The organism is Bradyrhizobium sp. GCM10028915, from assembly GCF_042666195.1.
In the GTDB taxonomy this organism is placed as follows: Bacteria; Pseudomonadota; Alphaproteobacteria; order Rhizobiales; family Xanthobacteraceae; genus Bradyrhizobium; species Bradyrhizobium canariense_D.
This window is the reverse complement of record NZ_JBHTFN010000065.1, coordinates 358,665-373,323: the sequence shown is the minus strand read 5'-3', so window position 1 is coordinate 373,323 and position 14,659 is coordinate 358,665. Positions and strand designations below refer to the sequence as shown.

General features: G+C 64.5%; 18 protein-coding genes. 9 read left to right on the top strand and 9 right to left on the bottom strand.

Annotated elements, in window-relative coordinates; translation table 11 throughout:
• Nucleotides 1-151 precede the first annotated feature (151 nt).
• The 3 genes from ACFQX9_RS31525 (at nt 152) to ACFQX9_RS31515 (ending at nt 3,088) form a co-directional block, all read left to right on the top strand.
• Nucleotides 152-955 (top strand): MBL fold metallo-hydrolase, encoded by an 804-nt coding sequence (locus ACFQX9_RS31525; RefSeq protein WP_085351684.1) that lies wholly within the window; start codon nt 152-154, stop codon nt 953-955.
• Nucleotides 956-1,108: 153 nt separating this feature from the next.
• On the top strand, nt 1,109-2,125 hold the full coding sequence (locus ACFQX9_RS31520) for an alpha/beta fold hydrolase (protein WP_085351685.1): 1,017 nt from the start codon (nt 1,109-1,111) through the stop codon (nt 2,123-2,125).
• Between the two features lie 15 nt (nt 2,126-2,140).
• Nucleotides 2,141-3,088 carry a fatty acid desaturase gene (locus tag ACFQX9_RS31515; protein WP_085351686.1) on the top strand — a complete coding sequence of 316 codons (948 nt, stop codon included), beginning with the start codon at nt 2,141-2,143 and terminating at the stop codon, nt 3,086-3,088.
• Between the two features lie 68 nt (nt 3,089-3,156).
• Here the strand turns inward: ACFQX9_RS31515 and ACFQX9_RS31510 are convergent, their stop codons facing one another.
• Complete coding sequence (locus tag ACFQX9_RS31510; protein ID WP_018459448.1) at nt 3,157-3,390, bottom strand: hypothetical protein; 234 nt, start codon at nt 3,388-3,390, stop codon at nt 3,157-3,159.
• A 99-nt stretch (nt 3,391-3,489) separates the two neighbouring features.
• Nucleotides 3,490-4,509 (bottom strand): helix-turn-helix transcriptional regulator, encoded by a 1,020-nt coding sequence (locus ACFQX9_RS31505; protein ID WP_377791476.1) that lies wholly within the window; start codon nt 4,507-4,509, stop codon nt 3,490-3,492.
• 81 nt (nt 4,510-4,590) lie between these two features.
• Between ACFQX9_RS31505 and ACFQX9_RS31500 the strand changes: the two genes are divergently transcribed.
• Both ACFQX9_RS31500 and ACFQX9_RS31495 read left to right on the top strand, forming a co-directional pair.
• Nucleotides 4,591-5,235, top strand: a complete 645-nt coding sequence (locus ACFQX9_RS31500; RefSeq protein ID WP_377791601.1) for a glutathione S-transferase family protein — start codon at nt 4,591-4,593, stop codon at nt 5,233-5,235.
• Nucleotides 5,236-5,252: 17 nt separating this feature from the next.
• Nucleotides 5,253-5,687 carry a DUF6157 family protein gene (locus ACFQX9_RS31495; protein WP_018459450.1) on the top strand — a complete coding sequence of 145 codons (435 nt, stop codon included), beginning with the start codon at nt 5,253-5,255 and terminating at the stop codon, nt 5,685-5,687.
• On the opposite strand, the gene ACFQX9_RS31490 is transcribed toward ACFQX9_RS31495, so the two are convergent.
• The 4 genes from ACFQX9_RS31490 to ACFQX9_RS31475 all read right to left on the bottom strand — a co-directional run bounded on the left by ACFQX9_RS31490 (nt 5,688) and on the right by ACFQX9_RS31475 (nt 9,508).
• Nucleotides 5,688-6,473, bottom strand: a complete 786-nt coding sequence (locus ACFQX9_RS31490) for an enoyl-CoA hydratase/isomerase family protein (RefSeq protein WP_018459451.1) — start codon at nt 6,471-6,473, stop codon at nt 5,688-5,690.
• Nucleotides 6,474-6,503: 30 nt separating this feature from the next.
• Entirely contained in the window at nt 6,504-7,613 is a 1,110-nt protein-coding gene (locus ACFQX9_RS31485) for a cyclic nucleotide-gated ion channel (RefSeq protein WP_026233815.1), read from the bottom strand.
• A 108-nt stretch (nt 7,614-7,721) separates the two neighbouring features.
• Nucleotides 7,722-7,940, bottom strand: a complete 219-nt coding sequence (locus tag ACFQX9_RS31480; protein WP_018459453.1) for a hypothetical protein — start codon at nt 7,938-7,940, stop codon at nt 7,722-7,724.
• A 122-nt stretch (nt 7,941-8,062) separates the two neighbouring features.
• Nucleotides 8,063-9,508, bottom strand: coding sequence for a TAXI family TRAP transporter solute-binding subunit (locus tag ACFQX9_RS31475; protein WP_377791475.1), 1,446 nt, complete (start codon nt 9,506-9,508; stop codon nt 8,063-8,065).
• 401 nt (nt 9,509-9,909) lie between these two features.
• Between ACFQX9_RS31475 and ACFQX9_RS31470 the strand changes: the two genes are divergently transcribed.
• Both ACFQX9_RS31470 and ACFQX9_RS31465 read left to right on the top strand, forming a co-directional pair.
• The gene (locus ACFQX9_RS31470) at nt 9,910-10,257 is read left to right on the top strand and encodes a DUF3307 domain-containing protein (RefSeq protein WP_018458457.1); all 348 of its coding nucleotides are present in this window, start codon (nt 9,910-9,912) and stop codon (nt 10,255-10,257) included.
• Between the two features lie 308 nt (nt 10,258-10,565).
• Complete coding sequence (locus ACFQX9_RS31465) at nt 10,566-10,964, top strand: hypothetical protein (protein ID WP_007599645.1); 399 nt, start codon at nt 10,566-10,568, stop codon at nt 10,962-10,964.
• Between the two features lie 73 nt (nt 10,965-11,037).
• Here the strand turns inward: ACFQX9_RS31465 and ACFQX9_RS31460 are convergent, their stop codons facing one another.
• Complete coding sequence (locus ACFQX9_RS31460; protein WP_377791474.1) at nt 11,038-11,367, bottom strand: YkgJ family cysteine cluster protein; 330 nt, start codon at nt 11,365-11,367, stop codon at nt 11,038-11,040.
• 2 nt (nt 11,368-11,369) lie between these two features.
• Nucleotides 11,370-12,068, bottom strand: a complete 699-nt coding sequence (locus ACFQX9_RS31455; protein ID WP_377791473.1) for a helix-turn-helix transcriptional regulator — start codon at nt 12,066-12,068, stop codon at nt 11,370-11,372.
• 112 nt (nt 12,069-12,180) lie between these two features.
• On the opposite strand from ACFQX9_RS31455, the gene ACFQX9_RS31450 reads away from it, so the two are divergent.
• Together ACFQX9_RS31450 and ACFQX9_RS31445 are read left to right on the top strand one after the other, a co-directional pair.
• Complete coding sequence (locus tag ACFQX9_RS31450; RefSeq protein ID WP_247294194.1) at nt 12,181-12,486, top strand: hypothetical protein; 306 nt, start codon at nt 12,181-12,183, stop codon at nt 12,484-12,486.
• Between the two features lie 38 nt (nt 12,487-12,524).
• A complete protein-coding gene (locus ACFQX9_RS31445; protein WP_018458461.1) occupies nt 12,525-13,253 on the top strand; it encodes a glutathione S-transferase family protein in 729 nt (242 codons plus the stop codon).
• Between the two features lie 176 nt (nt 13,254-13,429).
• Here ACFQX9_RS31445 and ACFQX9_RS31440 read toward each other — a convergent pair whose 3' ends face one another.
• Nucleotides 13,430-14,581, bottom strand: coding sequence for an ABC transporter substrate-binding protein (locus ACFQX9_RS31440; RefSeq protein WP_204513256.1), 1,152 nt, complete (start codon nt 14,579-14,581; stop codon nt 13,430-13,432).
• Nucleotides 14,582-14,659: the final 78 nt, after the last annotated feature.

The window sequence follows — 14,659 nt, the reverse complement described above, 5'->3', positions numbered from 1 at the left end:
GGGACATGATCCTTTCAGCCAATCGTTCTGGCGCGGACGAGGCATTAACGAGTGCTGATCGGGTTGGTTCCAGGCGTGCGCAGGGGCGGGCCTTGCAGTCACGGCCAGCAATTCCTTATTGACGTTGGATTGTCTCTGTTGGGAGTACGGCATGCCTCTCTGGACCTGCGAAACTTGCGGCGCGCAATTTCCGGATGACGAAAATCCGCCCGCGGCCTGTCAGATTTGTGAGGACGAGCGGCAATACGTCGGTTGGAAGGGCCAGACTTTCCTCACGCGCGAGGCGCTCTCGGAACGTCACTGCCTGGCCTGGCGCGACGATCTCGGCTTGACCGGCATCGCGCTCGAGCCAAGTTTTGCGATCGGCCAGCGGGCGCTGCTGGTGCCGCTCGCGGACGGCTGGCTGATGTGGGACTGCGTACCGCTGGCGACGCCGGAGGCGATCGCGCATATGCGGTCGCTCGGCGGGTTGAAGGCGATTGCGATCTCGCATCCGCATTACTATGGCGCGCTCGCCGACTGGAGCGAGGCGTTCGGCGGGGTGCCTGTCTATCTGCACGCCGATGATCGCCAATGGGTGACGCGTCCGCATGCGTCGATCGTGCACTGGACCGGCGAAAACCATCGCATCTCCGACGATGTGCTGCTCCTGCGCACCGGTGGTCACTTCGCCGGCGCCACCATGCTGCACCATGCGAGGGGAGCGGACGGCAAGGGCGCGCTGCTCACCGGCGATATCGCGCAGGTGACGATGGATCGCCGCTTCATCAGCTTCATGTACTCCTATCCGAACTACATGCCACTCAATGCCGCCGCAGTGCGACGGATTGCGGCTGCCGTCGAACCGCTGGCCTTCGATCGCATCTACGGCGCTTGGTGGGACCGCAACATCGCCGCAGGCGCCAAGGCCGCCTTCGCGGCCTCTGTCGCGCGCTATCTGGCCGCCATCGCCTGAGCCGGCTCGCGACCGGATTTATCTTGCTGATTCACAATAAATGGACTATAAGTACAGTATTAAGCGTGACGCGACGATGCGTCTGCGGGACCGGCATGATCGATGCATCGCTGTGTCCGCGGCGCGCTTGCCGCGTGAGCGGGAGTTCGGTCCATGACGGCAGGGCGCGACTACGAGATCTTCGAGGCCGGCGACGTCACGCTCCGGTCCGGGGACGTCGTCCCTTCGCTCAAGCTCGCCTACAAGACCTACGGCACGCTCGGTCCGGACAAGGACAATGTCATTCTCTATCCGACCTCGTTCAGCGCGCAGCACACCGACACCGAGTGGCTGATCGGCCCCGACGGCGTGCTCGACCCCACGCGCTACTTCATCGTGATTCCGAACCTGCTCGGCAACGGCCTGTCGTCCTCGCCGTCGAATACCGCCGCGCCGTTCCCGATCGTGAGCTATCACGATGCCATCGCGGTCCAGCATCGGCTGCTCACCGAGCGGTTCGGCATCGCGAAGCTAGCCTTGGTCTATGGCTGGTCGATGGGCGGCATGCAGGCCTATCACTGGGCGGCGCTGCATCCCGATATGGTCGAACGGGCGGCCGTCGTCTGCGGCAGTGCCCGTTGCGCGCCCTATAATTACGTCTTCCTGGAAAGTGTGAAGGCCGCGCTGACCGCCGATCCCGCCTTCCGTGACGGCCGCTTCGCCGAGAAGCCCGTCGCAGGCTATCGCGCCATGGGGCGAGTCTACGCGGGTTGGGCGATGTCGCACGGTTTCTATCGCGACGAGATCTGGCGCGAAGCAGGCTTCACCTCGTTGGACGACTATCTCGTCCGTGCATGGGACGCGGCGTTTGCCCGGCGCGATGCCAACGATCTCCTGGCGCAGATCGAGATCTGGCAGAAGGGCGATATCAGTCGCTGCGCCACATTCAACGGCGATTTCGATCGCGCGCTCGGTGCGATCACGGCCCACATGCTGCTGATGCCCGGTGCGACCGACCGCTATTTCGACGTCCGCGACAACGAGGACGAACTCGGCCGGCTGGTCAATGCGCGCTCTGCGGTGCTGCATCCGATCCCGTCGCTGCACGGCCATCGCGCCGGCAACCCCGTTAACAATCCGCGCGATCGGGCCTTCATCGAGGCCGAGATCGCGGAGCTTCTCGGCAAGTAGGGCAGGCATCCGATCATGAGTGACGCAACCGTTTCAGACTCCGGCCATCGGCTGAAGCCGCTGGCGCCGGCGATGCTGCGTGAACTGTCGGTGCGGTCCAACCTCAGGGGCGCCGTGCAGAGCCTCGGTCATTACGGCGTGATCCTGCTGGTCGGCGCGCTGATCTGGATGGTCGCCTCACGCCATGGCGTCCTCTGGGCGCTGCCGCTGATGGCTGTGCAGGGCTATCTTGTCGCCTTCCTGTTCATGGCCGTGCACGAGACGGCGCACAAGACCGCGTTCAAAAGTCGCGGTCTCAACCTCGTGGTCGGCTATCTCTCGGGCTTCATCATCGGCTTGCCCTACGAATATTATTGCCTGTTTCACTGGGACCATCACCGCTACACCCAAGACCCCGAGAGGGACCCGGAGCTCGTCGTCGGCGTGAAGCCGAAATCCGACACGCAGCTCGCGCTCGCCTATAGCGGCGTGCTTCAGGTCGCCGGCCGCCTGTGGCTGATGCTCGGCCATGCCGTCACCGGCAAGGTCGTCGTGCCATGGATCCCCGAGAACAGGCGCGCCATCATCGTCACCGAGGCGCGCGCCTATGTCGCGCTCTATGCGCTGCTGCTCGTGCTGTCGTTGTGGTTCTCGTCGGCGCTGCTGCTCTGGGTCTGGATCGTGCCGTTGATCATTGGGCAGTTCTTCCTGCGTCCCTATCTCTACGCCGAGCACACCGGTTGCGAGCGTACCCGCAGCGCATTCCAGAACACCCGCACCACCTACACCGGCGCGATCGTCAAATGGATCGCGTGGAACATGCCCTACCATGTCGAGCATCACGCCTATCCCTCGATTCCGTTCCATGCACTGCCGAAGCTGAACGGGATCGTCGACGGCGAAATCGTCCATCGTGGCCGCGGCTACATCCGGACGACGCGCGAGACCTGGGCCTGGTTTCGGCGACATAGACAGGCTGGTTAGCGGAAGAAAAATCGACGCGCAAAGCCCCGATCGCGGTGCGATCGGGGCTTTGTCGTGAATGCGGGATATCAGTAGATCCCGTATGCGCAGACGTTCACGACGCGGACGCGCAGGCCGTGGCGGGTCTGGACGACGCGCTCCTGATAGCAATTGTTGACGCCGCTGTTGACGTAGACCCCGCCAAAGCCCCAGCCGTGACCCCAGTGATGGTGGAAGCCGTGGGCCGACGCGGCGGTGGGGGCGAGAGCGGCAACGCCGAGCGAGCCGGCGGCGATCAGACCAAGTGCAAGCTTACGAAACATTTTCATTCTCCAGTTTGGCGTAAGGGCCGTTGTTGTGTCCCTGCATCTCGGTCGAGCCGAAACGCGAATGCGTTCATGCAGCGCGGGGAGAATCGTGTTTCAGGAGTGTTTCGTCGGTCGCGGCGCGTCGCGCCGCCGTCCTGTTTTCCGCGCCGCGCGATAGCGCACAGCCATCGCCTCTGTCAGCTCGGCCATCTTCTCGCGCAGGTCGGCCGGCTCCAGCACTTCGGCCTCGGGCCCGAGCCGCAACAATTCGGCGGCGGCATGCCATGACGTCTTGCCGGTCGGCACTCTGGCAATGCGCCAGCCGTCCGCATCCGCGGTCTCTTCGAGCTGCGTACGCGCCCTGACGTAAGGCTGGCTCAGGGCATCGAGCAGTCTCACGCCGAAGGGCGACAGCCGAACGATCGCGACATTGGGATGCATCTCGGCCTCAAGACGCAGCGTTGCATCCCGCCAATAGCCGGCGAGATCGAAACCGGCGGGCCGCTCACACCGATCGTCGAGCGCGGTGCAGTCGAGCACGCGCGCGACGCGATAGGTCCGCACGCTGCCGTCGACCAGACCTGCGAGATACCAGCTGCCCCCTTTCAGCACGAGACCGAGCGGCGCGACGCGACGCTGCTTCTCGGCGCGCCAGCTCTGGTAGCGGATCTTGATCAGTGTCCCGCGCAGGGTCGCGGCGGCGATCGTGCGCAGATGCTTCGGTTCTTCCGCCTCGCCGAACCAGCCCGGCGCGTCGAGGTGAAAGCGCTCCTGCATCCGTCCGGCGTCTTCGCGCAAATTGGCGGGCAGCGCGGCCATCAGCTTGTTCTGTGCGGCGATCATCGCCGCATCCAGCCCGAACGCCGCCGCTGGGCCCGGCAATCCCCCCAGAAACAGCGCTTCCGCCTCGCTCTGCGACAGACCGTTCAGCCGCACGCGATAGCCGTCGAGCAGGCGATAGCCGCCCTCCGCCCCGCGGTCGGCATAGACGGGGACGCCGGACGCCGCGAGCGCGTCGATGTCGCGGTAGATCGTGCGCACCGAGACTTCGCAGGCCTGCGCGAGCTCGGGCGCGGTGACCTGCCCCTTGGCCTGGAGGGTGGTGAGGATCGACAGCATCCGGCTCGCGCGCATGATTCCTTAAACCATACCTGACACAGGATGTCAGGTATGGTCCGCTACAACGCCATCGCCAGCCGGCAGATGGAGACCGCTATGACCGATCCGAACCGCATCACGCTGTATTATTCGCCGCAAACCCGGGCCACCGGCACGCGGGTGCTGTTGGAGGAACTGGGAGCGCCTTATGATCTTCGTGTCCTCAACATGAAGGCCGGCGAGCAGCGCCAGCCGGCCTATCTCGCCGTCAACCCGCTCGGCAAGGTGCCGGCGATCCACCACCGCAACGCGCTGGTGACCGAGCAGGTCGCGATCACCATCTATCTAGCCGATTTGTTTCCGCAGGCGGGGCTGACACCCGCGCTGAACGATCCGCTGCGCGGCCCGTATCTGCGCTGGATCGCCTATTACGGCGCCTCGTTCGAGCCGGCCCTGATCGACAAGTTCATGCAGCGCGAGCCGGCACCGATCACGCAATCGCCGTATGCCGACTATGACATCATGCTCGGCGCGCTCGAGGCGCAGCTGTCGAAGGGCCCGTATCTGCTCGGCGAGCGCATGACGGGCGCCGACGTGCTGTGGGGCGTCGCGTTCAGCTGGACCATGATGTTCGGCATTGTGCCGAAAAAGGACGTGTTCGTCCGCTATGCCGAACGCATGACCTCGCGGCCCGCGTTCCAGCGCATCAAAGCAGCGGACGCTGAGATGGCGGCGCAGCATGCTGCGGCGGCTGGCGGTTGAATGAACCGGGGTTGCAGATGACGAAGCCGGTGCACACGACCAACTGCTTCAACACCTTCATCCAGGTTGCTGAAGATTGTCCTGCGCGTACCGGCGAAGAGCCGCCGCTGCGCGCGGGAAAGCCGACGGTGGCGTGCCTGCAATACGGGATGATCGCCAAGGCGCCTTACAAATACACGTCCGACGACGTGATCTTCGCGACCTCTGCGTCGGGACGCGAACTCGCCGTGAAGGCGACGAAAACGGAGAAGCAGGCGGCCCGCGAAGCGTTCTTTTCCCGAGGGCAGGCGTGCATGAGGGCGTCGAGCCTGGGCAAGCGCTTCGGCTGGGGCGTTCATGCCGATAGCAAGGGCCGGATCGCGATCTATCCCATCGAGAGCAAACACTACAAGGCGCTTGCCCGCGATCCCAGGCTCACGCAGGTGCGCGCGATGCGGTCGAAGCGGGCTTGATCAGAATTTCGGCGGTCGCTTCTCCGCGAACGCCTTGATGCCTTCCTTGATCTCGTCGCCGCGCATGCTGTCGCGGTGGCGCTGATCGGCGGCTTGCGCGTCCAATTCGCCGCGGGCGAATTCGTTGATGGCGCGCTTCATGCCGCGCATCGCCTGCGGCGCGTTGCCGGCGAGGATCGCAGCGAGCCTGTCGACCTCCTCGTCCAGAAACTCCAACGCCACCATGTCGGTGAGATAGCCGATCCGCAGCATCTCCGGCGCGCTGATCTTTTGCGCGGTCAGGAACAGTTTTTTTGCATTGTCGACGCCGAGCCGCGTCACGTAACGCTTGATGCCGCTGCTGTAGTAATGCAGCCCGAGCCGTGCCGCGGGCATGAACATCTCGGCGGTATCGACGCCGATGCGGAAGTCGCAGGCAAGCGCGAGGTCGGTCGCGCCGCCATAGACGCCGCCGTTGAGCCGGCAGATCGTGGGGACGCCGAGATCCTCCAGCCGGTTGACGACCACCTCGAACGCCGATCCCGCGCTCTGCTGCTCGTTCGCACTGACCGCGCGCTCGGCAACGGAATTGAGGTCATAGCCCGCGGAGAAGGCGCGCCCCGTGCCGGTCAGCACCAGCACGCGGATAGCAGGATCGGCCTCGACCCGGTCGAACAGTTTGACCAGTTCGCCGAGATCCTCGGCCTGGAGCCGGTTGAGATGTTTGGGCCGGTTGAGGCGGATGGTGGCGCGTGCGCCAACGAGTTCGAGCACCGGGCCAGTGGCTGCGTCGGCTGTGTCCGACATTCTTGTCTCCATTTATTTGCTTGTCGCCATTTATTTGTTTTCGAGCGTGCGCCGCTTCGCCTCGGCATCGATGGTCTCGGCGAGATCGGGATGCCGCGCCATCAGCACGCGGAAGTCGACGAGGTCGAGCACAAGAAGCCGCGACACCTTGGTGGTCGAGACGTTGGCGCCGCGCAAATTGTTGCCGAGCAAGGCCATCTCGCCGAAGAAGGCGCCATCGCCGAGCCGCACCTTCTTGCCGGGCAGGTCGACCTCGACCTCGCCGGCGGCGATGAAATACATGCAGTCGCCCTGCGCACCCTTGCGGATGATCATGGTGCGCGCCGGCAGCTCCATGGTGCGCAGCATGTGGGTGACGTCGGCGATGGCGGCCGGTCCAAGCGCTGCAAAGAACGGCACCTTGCTGACGGATTCCCAGGTCTTGAGGAAATTGTCGCGCCGGGTCTCCGCGGCAAAGCCGGTCGCCAAAATACCGGTCCAGAGGCCGAACACACCGAGGCCGGAGATCATCACCAGCGCCGCCACCATGCGGCCCAGCGGCGTCACCGGCACCACGTCGCCATAGCCCGTCGTCGTCAGGGTTGCGACGGCCCACCACAGCGCGGCCGGCACGCTGCCGAACGTCTGCGGCTGCACGTCCCGCTCCAGGAAATATTCGGCAACCGAGGCCAGGAAGACCACCATCAGGAAGATCACGAGCACGCTGACCAGCGGCCCCGATTCCAGCACCAGCACGCGGCGGAGCTGCCGCAGGCCGGGAATGCCCGGCACCACCTTCAGCACCCAGAGCACGCTGAGCAGCCACGCCGTCCTGGGCTCGATCCCGAGAATCAGCGCGGCCGGCACGGCCAACGCACCGACCGCGTCGACCAGCCCGGCGGAGGAGGACATGTAGAGTGCAAGGCGCCCCTGTCGCGTCATATGGCGCAGCCGGACCACCCATTCGTATACGAAGTACACGAGACAGGTCCAAAGCAGGGCGTCCACCCAGCGATGTGCCGTCTCATAGGCCGGGTTGACCGTCAGGAGCACCATGGCAAGCACGCCGACGGCGACGGCCACATAGGCCGCCCTGGTCATGTTGCGGCCGGCCGTGGCGGCCGCGAACTGGGCCAGAGCGGAGATCAGCGGCTTGGACATGCGGGCAGGCGGCTCAGTTTCGTCTTTGCGGTCCCCGGCTGGAACCTCGCTGCCAAAGTGCCTGCCCGGCTCGAGGCCGTCAACGACGGTCCGCCGGACCACGCGCCGCTACTTGAAATGCGGCGGTTCGTCGTAGCCGCGACGGCTGCTGAAGAACAGCAGCACCATCAAGCCGATGCCGACAAGAACGGAAAAACCGGCCCCCAGCGCCAGCGCCACGTAGCCTTCCGTCGGGATCGGCTCGCCCTCGACCGCCATCGCGGAATAAACGAAATAGCCAACCGCGGCCAACATTCCCAGCAGGAAGATGATGAGGAGTGCACGCATGGCGCGGTCTCCGGTTGATCCGAGAACAAACGGTTGTGGACAGGGACGGTTCCCGGCCTAGGGCCCCCGGTCGCTCGCAGACGTGCCGGCAAGGCGTCGCCGTAGGTCCTCAAATTGATAGGTCAGGCACTCTGAGCTGTCTTCACGACCACGACATTGCTCTCGTCGTGCTGGGAAGGGGCCACATCCTGAGCGGCCTTCTCGCCCGCGCCCGCATGGCGCTTGAGATAGTCGCGGCGCATGCCGATCTCGTCGCGGACGAATTCGTAGCCGAGCTTGAAGGTGTCGAGCCCGTCGGTACTGATCGTGCCGTCTCTGAGGCCGATGACGGCGCCGCGTAAAATGCCTTCCAGCTCGTCCTGGAGACATTCGAGCTGGTCGAGCGAATGCGCATGTTCGATCCGCTCGCCGATGTCGAGGATGGCGGTGGCCAGCTCGCTGGCCTTCTCCGGCGCGATCCGGGTGATCTTGGCGTAGATCGCGGCGAAGATCGAGCCGATGACGCTGAGCGCGGCAGCGCCGAGATACATCAGGTCGCTGTACTTATCCATGAACGACTTGGTGTCGTCGTTGATGTAGTCGGCCGCCCCTTGATGCGCCATCACGAAGGCGTCCTTCTCGACGGAGGCGGGCTCGATCCTAGTGGCAAAGCCGCTGTCGAGCCCGAGCGCGGACTTGTTCTCGTAGACGGTGCGCGCGAGCTCCCCGGCCGCCGTCGGCGACATCCTGGATTGGGCGACCAGCAACCATTCGAGCCCGATCGTGTCGAGATCGTCGCCGGGAATTTCCGGCGATGCAGACAGCGTGCCCGCCGTCAGCGTCTCGCTGGAAATGCCGGGGATCTTGCGCGCCAGCGCTTTCGCCTCGTCGATCGCGTTCAGCGTGAAGCCGCCGCGCCTGGCGACCTGCTCATACGCCTTGTCCCGCACCGCCCGCGAGGCGTGGACGATGGCGACGACTGCGCCAAAGCCGCTCGCCGGCGCGAGCAGCTTGTCGAGCGTAGCGCCCTGTGGCGCCATCTGGATCCTCTCCGCGTCCGCACCCTCCGGAACGTCGAGGATACCGCGGACGAAGACGAGCGCGGAGTCGTTGTCGGCGACGACGGCGACCTTCTTCTTCTTCAGCTCGGCGAGCGACTTGATCTTCTTGTTTCCGGGCCCGAGCAGCAGCACGATATCGTGCTCGAGGATCGCGAGCGTGCGTGCCCGCAGCGGCACCTTGGCGTCGGTGCGCAGCACCGCGAGGTCGGCCTGCTTGTGGTCGAACCGGGCGATCGCCTTGGCGTTGTCGGCGTTGTTGACGATCTTGATCCGGAAGCGCGAGGCGTTGTTCTTCAGGACGGCGGCGAGCTTGGCTGCGAACAGCGCCTCGTCGCTGTTGGCGGCGCCGACGGCAAAGGTCAGCGTCTCCGAATTGTGCACCAGCATGCGGCCGCCCCAGACGGTGGCAAGCGACAACAGCAGGGTCAGCACGACGTAGAGGAAGACCTGCTGCTGATTGGTCTTGATCACCTTGGGTCGCCGGGGCGGTGGCTCGATCGGCGATGAGGTCGGGCCCTCAGTACTCATGGCAGCACTCTGGCCTTATGCTTCCGGTGGCGGGCGGCTTGCGGATGTGATCGCTGCGGTCGCCCTGTAATTCGTAAACGTCTGAAAAAAGAACGATATTCTCTACTGACGATGGTAGCGCGCAGGCCGCGGAATGCAAATTCCGAGCCGAAGGTAACCTTACTCAACTCGGCCCCGGCGATTGGTCATCCTATCACCAGTTAGCCACAGTTGGCGATTTTCCGGTTCCCCCCGGCTGCATTCCGCCGCGGGAGGTGTCATAAATCGCAAGTCCCGGCGATTTGACCGGTCCAGGAAGAGATTGCGCTGAACGCTCCAATTCTTCTTGTCACGTCAACGAGGGCGCCTTGTCGTTTCCACCCCTGTCATCGGCGGTTCCGGTCGAAGCCCTCATTGGTTGGATGTTGCTGCTGACGTTCAAGCACATCATCGCCGATTTCGTCCTCCAGACCGCCTGGATGGCGCACGGCAAGGACCAGAAGCACGGCTGGGCCCTGCCGCTCCTGGTGCACTGCCTGGTTCACCTTGCGGTTGCGCTGCCGCTGATCCTGATCGTGGCGCCGAAATTCTGGTTTGTGGCGCTGATCGACTTCGTCATCCACATCACGATCGACCGCGCCAAGGGCCTCGTCTCAGCCAATTTCGGTGTCGATCTTGCGCATCCCTGGTTCTGGACCCTGATCGGTGTCGACCAGGCCCTGCACCATCTGACTGGCTTCGGCCTCTCCATCTTCATGGCGGCGAACTGACCGCTGGCGGCCTCGGCGCGTAGGTGGTCGTCCATCGGCATCCACAAGAGGTCGTTCATGCCCGGGCTTGTCCCGGGCATCCACGTTCTTCGCGCCTCTCGGCTTTCCGTGGATGGCCGGGACAAGCCCGGCCATGACGCGTGGAGGCGTTCGCGCCTGACTCATCGGCTCAGATAGCGCGGCTGGATCCCCGCCCAGCCCATTGATTCGCGGCCCACGCGCAAGGACCCCCGGGTGACTACCGGGCAGCGTGGTTAACCTTTCATTAGAGAATTGCACTGCATCTTCCCAGACGAGGGAGAACTGCAATGTTTTCAAGCCGCGATACCTTTGAAGGCGATTCGTGCCCGGTCCGCGACGAACTCCTTGGCGAGATGTACCGCGCCAGCGAGAGTGGCCTGCCGAGGCTGGTTGAAAGTGTTTCCCCTGACGCGCGCGCCAGGCTGGCGCTGTTCTGCTATCGCCGCAGCCATCTGCACTCGCTGGCGGTCGCGATCGCTGGCAGCTGTAACGAGCGCGACCTGATCGAGAACGGCGGCCGTGTCGGTTCGACGCTCTACGCGCTTGCGCGCGAAGGCGCGGCGAAATCCTCGCCGTCGCTGTCGGGTGGCCGCAAGCCGATCACGCTGTCGACCAAGCCGCTCTCGGTGCTCGCGCCGCTGGACGACGAGATCGACGACGAGATCAGCGAAGCCGTCCCGGCCTAAAGCGCGCTCGATCGCGCTCTAGTTCTCTATTGGCGCATGATCTCGGCGGAAAACCGCTGCACACTTTTCCGGATCATGCGCCGGCGGCCTCTATCACCGGCAGCCCGAATTTCCGTCGCGCCATAGCGCATTCGGCATCGCCAGGCAAGCAGGTGCGGCACACGTCCGGTCGCACTGCGTAGATGCCGCACGCCGTCGCTTGTCCGATCTCTCCCTGCAACGCCGAACAGCGATCGCCTTCGCAGCGCATGCCGGACTGACGGTCGTTGACGAGCGCTTCGGGAATCGCGGCAAGCTCCTCGTCGCTCTCGATCGAGAAGCGCGGCCAGTTCGCCGAATAGCCGCAGCAGGCGCCGCAACTCTGGCAACAGCTCGACAGGTCGATGGGGGCGTTCTCATCCATCGTCACGTGTCCTTTGGCGGGCCCCAGACCAGGCTCTGGCGCCATTTCGCGCGCAGCACGTCGCGCCTTTCAGGATATCTCTCGTCGGGATAGCTCGCGTCGACCACGCGGTCGGTGCGGAAGCTGCGGAAGTCGCCGCGCAGCTCGCACCAGGCCGCGAGCAGGCGCACGGCTTCGAGATAGCCGATCGAAATCGGCCAGATCATGCGCTCGCTGGCGCGGCCCTGCTCGTCGCGATAGCGCAGCATGATCTTCTTGCCTTCGTGGATCTGGGTGCGCGTGCGAGCCATGTCCAGGCGGTCCGGCTCCCTGTTCCAGCTCGGCCGGGCCCGGCTTGCCGGCTCCAGCACGAACGGACGCAGGCGCTCAGGGACAGTGTCGGCGATCTTGGCCATCAGATCTTCAGCCGCACGCGCCAGCGCGGGATCGGCATGGCCGGCGACCCATTGCGCGCCCAGCACCGCCGCCTCGATTTCGTCGGGTGTCAGCATCAAAGGCGGCAGGTCAAAACCCTTTTCCAGGATGTAGCCCATGCCGGCTTCACCACGGATCGGCACGCGCTGGCCGATCAGCGTGGCGATGTCGCGATAGATTGTGCGCTTCGAGGTCTCGAGCTCGGCCGCGATAGCGTCCGCCGTCAGCGGCCTACGCGTGCGCCTCAGCACCTGGATGATTTGAAACAGCCGGTCGGCGCGTCTCATGACGGATCTCTTGTCGGTGGTTTTTCAGAAGGCGGCGCGTGGCTGCTGACAGGATGTTGGCAGCAGGGGAGTTCTATACCGGGACAACACGTCGACTGAAGAGGATTTGTCCATGATCATTCCAACTCATTTCGGCCCGGCCGCTGCGCTGTGGCGGACCCCGCCTTTACAGGTCCAGCCTTTGCAAGTCCCGCGTTTGCAAGCCCGAGCTTGGTACGCATGGGCGTTCGGCCGCCTCGTATCCCTCGATCTCATGGTCCTCGACCTCCGCCTTGCGCTCGCGACCATGGTGGCTCGCTTCCTGGTCCAGGCCGCGGACGCGCTGGTCCGTCATGTCATGGCCCGCGCCTGGCGGGGGGCCCGTTTCGCAGAAGATATTACGGCTGCTGCCACCATGGTGGCAGCAGCCCGCGGTTAAGTTCCCTCAACTCTTTCGGTCGTTTCAGGAGAGCCTTCATGATCACGCTTTACGGCTTTGGCGCCGGCTTCGGCCTGCCGGAAATCAGCCCCTTCGTCACCAAGACGGAGGTGCAGCTCAAGATGGCGGGATTGCCCTACCGGAAGGAGCGGGCGATGCCACCCGCATCACCCAAGGGGCAGCTGCCCTTCATCGACGATGGCGGCGAGGCGGTGGCCGATTCCACTTTCATCCGCGCCCATATCGAGCGCCGCTACGGCTTCGATTTCGACGCCGGTCTGTCGCTCGTCGAGCGCGCGCAGGCCTGGGCATTCGAACGCATGATCGAGCATCACGTTTATTTTGCGCTGGTCGGGGCGCGCTGGGTCGATCCGGTCAACTTCGCCAAGGGGCCTGCGCATTTCTTCGACGGCGCGCCGGAGCACAATCGCGAGAAGTTGCGCGAGGACGCGCAATTCCGTGTCGCCGAGAACTACCTGCTCTCCGGACTCGGCCGCCACGCGCCCGATGACGACGTCGATCTCGCCGTGCGCTCGCTGTTTGCGCTCTCGGTGCAGCTCGGCGACAAGTCCTATCTGATGGGCAACAAGCCCTGCGGCGTCGATGCCACCGCCTTCGGTGCACTCGCCGGGATCCTGACGCCGTTCTTCGAATCCGCACTGCGCCGTCGCGCCGAAGGATTTCCGAACCTCACCGCTTATGTCGACCGGATGATGGACAGTTACTATCCGGAGTTCGCCTGGACCCCGCTGCGGCAGGCGGCTTGAGGCCTGGAATGAGACTCATCTAGGGCCCCGAGAAAGGTGTGTCCCCTCCCCACAAGGGAGGAGGGAACTCAGAGAGCGGTGCTGTTGTTCAAACGCGATCCGGCATTACGCTCGCTGCAAACAAAAAGAGCCGGCCCATCGGGCCGGCTCTCGTCGTCTCAATCCTGCCGCTGCGTCTATTTCACCAGCGTGTACTTGCCGTTCTTCACCGTGAGCAGGATGCGCGAGCGCTCGTCGAGGCCGTAGCGATCCTTTTCGGTGAAATTGTAGACGCCTTGGCTCGCCGCAAGCTCCTTCTCCGACAGCAGCGCCTGGCGAATCGCCTCGCGGAATTCCGGCGTGCCTGGCTTCGCCGTCTTGAGTGCCGCCGGGATGATGCGCTTGAGAATCTCGAAGGCGTCGTAAGAGTGACCGGCGAACTGGCTGCGGCTGTTCGGGCCGTACTTGGCTTCATAGGCCGAGTTGAGCGCGAGGCCCGGCTTCTTGGTGGCGGCTTCGTCCGGCTGGTCCTCGGGATCCATGACGGGACCAGAGGCCATCAGCACGCCTTCCGCAGCTTTGCCGGCGATGCGGATGAAGTCCATACTGGCGGCGCCATGGGTCTGGTAGATCAGGCCCTGATAGCCACGCTCGCGTAGCTCGGTCTGCGGCAGCGCGGCCGCGGTGCCGGAAGCGCCGACCAGAATGGCATCGGGATTCGCCGCCACGAGCTTCAGCACCTGTCCGGTCACCGACGTGTCGGGGCGAGCGAAGCGCTCCTCGTCGGCGATGGTTATGCCCATCGGCACGGCCTGCGCCTTCAAATCGTTGAACCAGAGGTCGCCATAGGAGTCGGAATAGCCGATATAACCGACGGTCTTCACACCCTTCGACTTCATGTGGTCGTACAGCACCTTGCCCACGATCGGGATCGGCTGCGGCATCGCCACCGACCACTTCATGCGCTCCGGCGTAATCGGGAACGGCGCCAGGCCGAAATGCGGAATGCCGGCTTCGTTGGCGACGTTGGACACCGCGATGGTCGGCGGCGTCAGCGCCGAGCCCATGATGATGTCGGCCTTGGATTCGGTCACGAAGCGGCGGGCGTTGGTGGTCGCGGTGGTCGGATCGCCGCCGTCGTCGAGTACGATCACCTTCAGCGGCACGCCGCCGATCTCCTTCGGCACGAACTCCAGCGCATTGCGCTCGGGAATGCCCAGCGCTGCGCCCGGGCCGGTCGTGGTGGTGGTGATGCCGATGGTGACCTCGGCGGTCTGAGCCAGCGCGGGCACGGCCGGCAGCGCAAGCGCAGCCGCGGTGACGGCGGCGGTCAGGTAAAAGCGTTTCATCTATTCCTCCCTTTATGTGTTTCTTTGAAAGCAGAAATCGGGGGGTAATTCAGCCCCCTCTTTTGGTGATGTGGCGAT